At 47.6% G+C, this 391-nt stretch carries 1 protein-coding gene and 1 pseudogene; one reads left to right on the top strand and one right to left on the bottom strand.

Annotated features, from left to right (window positions below):
• Nucleotides 1-135: pseudogene (locus tag ACRPFF_RS11505) on the top strand (hypothetical protein); the annotation flags it as partial.
• 78 nt (nt 136-213) lie between these two features.
• Here the strand turns inward: ACRPFF_RS11505 and ACRPFF_RS11500 are convergent.
• A partial coding sequence (locus tag ACRPFF_RS11500; RefSeq protein ID WP_432674677.1) for a DUF2788 domain-containing protein occupies nt 214-391 on the bottom strand: 178 nt, incomplete at its 5' end.

Below are 391 nucleotides of genomic sequence, written 5' to 3'. Positions count from 1 at the left end.
GTGTATAAGAGACAGCTTTTAGATTATCAGGGATATCCGGTAGAAGCCGCGCGTACCTCTACTATGGGCCGCAGTTCGCTCGGCATCGGCGTCATCAACTACGCCTACTATCTGGCAAAAAACGGCGTACGCTATCCACGCAACTGCAAACCATAGTCTGACAAACGCGGTTTTTTTGCACCATGCTGACCGGGAGCGGAATCAATTTTACATTTAGAATCCAAAGAGCGGCGCGCACTCTTCAAACTGTCTCTTATATAACTCTTTGAACACAAAACCGAACACGCCCAAGCCCGAGACCAAAAACAAAAGGGCGATGACGAATTTGCCCGCTTTAGACTCCTTGCGCAAGTTCCAAACGGTAAAACCTAAAAAAATAATCAAGCCGGTC

It is taken from the genome of Neisseria sp. SLRRB23, assembly GCF_050896295.1.
In the GTDB taxonomy this organism is placed as follows: Bacteria; Pseudomonadota; Gammaproteobacteria; order Burkholderiales; family Neisseriaceae; genus Neisseria.
Note: the sequence above shows the minus strand (reverse complement) of the source record. Positions and strands in the feature narration are given on the sequence as shown.